The organism is Psychromonas sp. (assembly GCF_983033635.1).
In genome coordinates, this window is record NZ_CEZLMY010000242.1 from 1 (window position 1) to 4,000 (window position 4,000).

General features: G+C 41.1%; 3 protein-coding genes. 1 reads left to right on the forward strand and 2 read right to left on the reverse strand.

The features are described 5' to 3' along the window. Positions 1–252: 252 nt before the first annotated feature. Positions 253–2,421 (reverse strand): proteobacterial dedicated sortase system histidine kinase, encoded by a 2,169-nt coding sequence (gene pdsS / locus AC4GME_RS17775; RefSeq protein ID WP_490376007.1) that lies wholly within the window; start codon positions 2,419–2,421, stop codon positions 253–255. Further along, positions 2,418–3,122, reverse strand: coding sequence for a proteobacterial dedicated sortase system response regulator (gene pdsR / locus AC4GME_RS17780; protein WP_490376008.1), 705 nt, complete (start codon positions 3,120–3,122; stop codon positions 2,418–2,420). The genes pdsS and pdsR overlap by 4 nt, the downstream gene beginning before the upstream one ends. A 219-nt stretch (positions 3,123–3,341) precedes the next feature. On the opposite strand from pdsR, the gene AC4GME_RS17785 reads away from it, so the two are divergent. Beyond that, the coding region (locus tag AC4GME_RS17785; RefSeq protein ID WP_490379935.1) for an OmpA family protein at positions 3,342–4,000 on the forward strand (659 nt) is incomplete at its 3' end.

A 4,000-nucleotide genomic window follows, 5' to 3' on the forward strand; every position in this document is an offset into this window, starting at 1 on the left:
AGATCTATTTCAGTATCAAGGCCTGAACCCGTTGTGCTGTTGATTAGCGTTTTTACGGTCTCGATAACTTTGCTCTATCTTCGCTAATAAAGTAGTAGGGGAGTCAGTCCAACCTGGCGATCCAGATACCTGTTCTACCTGCACATGGCCATCAGGATGATAAATTTCATGGGGAAAACGTATTATGCCAAGAGTTGTATCGGGTTTGTTTTTAATAATTCCAAGTAAAATCAGTTGTTAAATTCATAAGGGTTAAGGCTTATCAAGCGGCAAACTGACAGATACTTCAACGCCCAAATTATCAGCTCGGTTTTGAATGCTGATTTCACCCTGGTGAAATTCGCTGATTATTTTGGCGATAAACAAGCCTAAACCTAAATGGGTTTTATTTTGCCTGCTTTGCGGGCGCACTGAAACCATGGATTTTAATAGTTCATCACTCATATTTTCTGGCAATAGTGGACCGATATTAGAAACAGTTATTAATGCATTCTTTGCCTGCTGTTTAAGTGAAATTTCAATGGGATTTTGGGGTTCACTAAACTCCATCGCATTACTGACTAATTTATCCAATAGTTGTACGATAAAATCCGGCTCTGCGTTGATGATTAATGTTTTATCGTTTTGATTTAACTCAAACTGATACTCATTGTAGGTCATTTGATAACCCTGAACACAGCCATCAAGCAACTCATTTACAGGAAGATGCTCTTTTTCACTGCTTTGCAGGCTTTGCTCAATACGTGTAGCTTCACTCATACTGGATAAAATGCGATTTAATCGACTGATCCCTTTTTCTGCTCGGTGGATATATTTCTGGTTTTCATCGTTTTGTGGCAATAATGACAGGTTTTCCAGAGATGAACGTACCACTGCAACCGGAGTACGCAGTTCATGAGAGAGACGAGATGACAGGTTTTCCAGATAAAAATGATACTGCCCTAAACGGTTAACCATATCCGATAATCCCCGAGACAGATCGCCAATCTCATCACCGGATGTTGAGGGGGAAAAAGGTACTGAAATACGCCCTTGAGAGTCGATGGCGTTATCAGCCTGATCACGTAATTTACGAATGCGCGAGGCGATATTGGAGGCAAAAACAAATAACAGTAATGTGCCGATAATAATAATACTGAGTAATACATTAAACAGTTTTTCCAGTGCTTTATTACGCAGAGTGCGGATGCCGTTGGTGGTCTCTTCTGCGACTACAATACCCATCACTTTATCGCCGACCATGATCGGGCTCGCTGCAGATAAAATCATCGCTTTTTTGTCTTTTGTTAAAGACCAGCTTGACTGTGATTTTCCGGTTAATACCAGTTTGATAAATTCACTGTTTAATTGCGTTGAATCTTGTAAGTCATCGATAAAATCACCTGGTGGGGGAGACAAGATAAGGCTATAAAGCGGAGCAAGTAAGTTGTTTTGCAGTTTATCCCACAGTGAATTATCTGTTTGCTTATTCTGCTCATCTGAACCCCACACGCCATCTGCCTGACGGATATCACCTGCTTTGGCCAATACGCGCTGGTGACGATCCACCACCCAGATGCGCGAGCGGCTATGGCTCATACCTTTAATTATTCGCGCAATTTCTGGAGAGGGTACTAATACGGTGCCAAGTTTTTGTAAATTATGGGTATTAGATGTGGAGATGATATTGTCCACACGGCGGTTATTCTTATCTGATACAGTATGCAAAGCAAAACCTAATTTATTACCCAGCATATCAAGGGGAAATCGAAATTCGATATTATAACCGGCTGCAGTTTGTTTCCAGTAACCTTGAATGCGTTTTTCACGTTGTAATTCGCTAATATCACTGTCGGGATTGGGTCTTAAAAAGGCATTAAACCAACCATCTTTATGAACTGAAATTACATAGTGTTGTAACTTTTCCTGTGGGGAGCTTAGCGCAATTATAAGGTGATCGTTTTTATCTATTTGACGTGAATTAGGGTTACGAAAAACGGGATATTGATCATTGACCTGCAAATAGCCATATAAGTAGCCATCGCGTTTTCCTACCATATGGGTAAAGGAGATGGGGTTGCTGCTGTTTTTATCTGCCTGAAAACGCACATAGTCCGCACCATAAAACAGACTCTGTTTGTGATTCGCTTGCCAGTCATCCAGCAATCCATCAATTTGGATTACCTGTTTTATATCGTAAGCGTAAAGATCTTTACCTGCTTCAACTTCTTGCAAAAAACTGGCCTGAGAATTAAACAGTTTAGGCCTTTCATGCAGGGCGGTTGCAACAGCGCGTGTTGTACCGATTAGGGTTTGCTCCTGACCTTGGCGCAGGAATTTTTCCATCTCCCACACATATTGATAACCGAGCCAGGGTAATATCAATAAAAAGCTCGAGATGAGTATCACTTTACTGCGCAGGCCGATTGAAAATTTGTTCACAGTGTTTCTTCTTGTGAAATATCCCAACGGTAACCCATGCCGTACACGGCAGTGATTTCGTTAAAGTTGGCATCTAAATTAATAAACTTTTTACGAATGCGCTTGATATGTGAAGTGATGGTATTGTCGTCAACCACCATATTAGCATCCTGCATCAGTTGCTGACGGTTACGTACAATGCCGGCGCGATTTGCCAGTGCATGGACAATCCAAAATTCGGTGATTGTAAAATCAAGAGGTTGTTCTGCCCAGAAAATCTGCATTCTGTCGCTATCGATAGTTAATAAACCGCGCGCTAGTATTTTGTTTTGATCGCTTGGTTTTTGCATTACGTCGATGCGGCGAAACAGCGCACTGATCCGCACCATTAAGTGCTCAAGTCCAATATCTTTCGTTAAGTAATCATCCGCCCCTAAGCGTAAGCCGGATATTGTGTCAAAGTCATTATCACGTGCAGTTAAAAATATAATTGGCACAGTGGAAGATAGTAAACGCAGTGACTGACAAAGCATAAAACCTCCGTCATATTCATCGCCTAAACCGATATCAATAATAGCAAGATCCGGAAGGCGAACTTCAAAAGCACGGATCGCATCAAGGCGGTTTTCATAACTGTTCACCTGATAACCGTGTTTACACATTAAATCTGCATAATTTTCGCGAATGTTTTTTTCGTCTTCAACGATCGCAATACGTTTCATTTTGTAGATCCTTGTTGTCTCTCTTAACAGCAGTATACGTGAAAAACGGTCACTAAAAAGAGGCTGGCGGTGATTGCCTTTTTTTGAACACAATTGATCAGCACTCTGCCTTTTTCTTACCCCTTAATAAACACAACTGTCTGCTTAAATTAACTCATCAGTTCAACAGCACACTATTTTACACAACATAAATTTTAAGCAGCTTAAAAGGGTAAAAGTATGACTAATAATAAAAATCAATCAACATTCAAAAAATCGGTACTGAGCATTGTGATCATCTCTACAATCACGGGTGGTTTAATCGCCTTAGAGCAGTATCAATCTGAACCTGATTTTTTACCAACAAATGATCCGCACAACATAGCGGGGTTACTTGAAAGCAGTATGGCTAGCACGGATGTGCAGGAGCTGGCATTAATTGCACAAGCGAACCTGCTTTCGCAACCGCAGATTGAATCTGAGTTGCAGGAACAGGTGCAATATCCCATAGAAATTGAACAACAAGATGAAACGCAGGTAGACGCTCAGCAAACATCAGTTAAGGAGGGAAATAAAGCCAGCACAGATCAGCTTGAGCCTGTCGAGGGTAAAAAAATGGTGATTGAAAATGAGGTGTTATTTGCATTTGATTCCAGCGAGATAAATCCTTCCTATTTTCAGTCATTAAATGAAAGCGCTGAGTTTATGAAAAGCCAAGGTGCGAACAATAAAGCTGTGTGGCAAGTGGTGGGGTATGCGGACCGAACTGGTAATGTTTTATACAATGGCAAACTTGCTAAAAGACGAGCACAAGTCGTGGCTGAATTTTTAGTTGATAAAGGCGTTGCAGAAGAGCAGTTGGCAATTATCTCATTAGGTGCCAGCAGTCCGCAAAACGC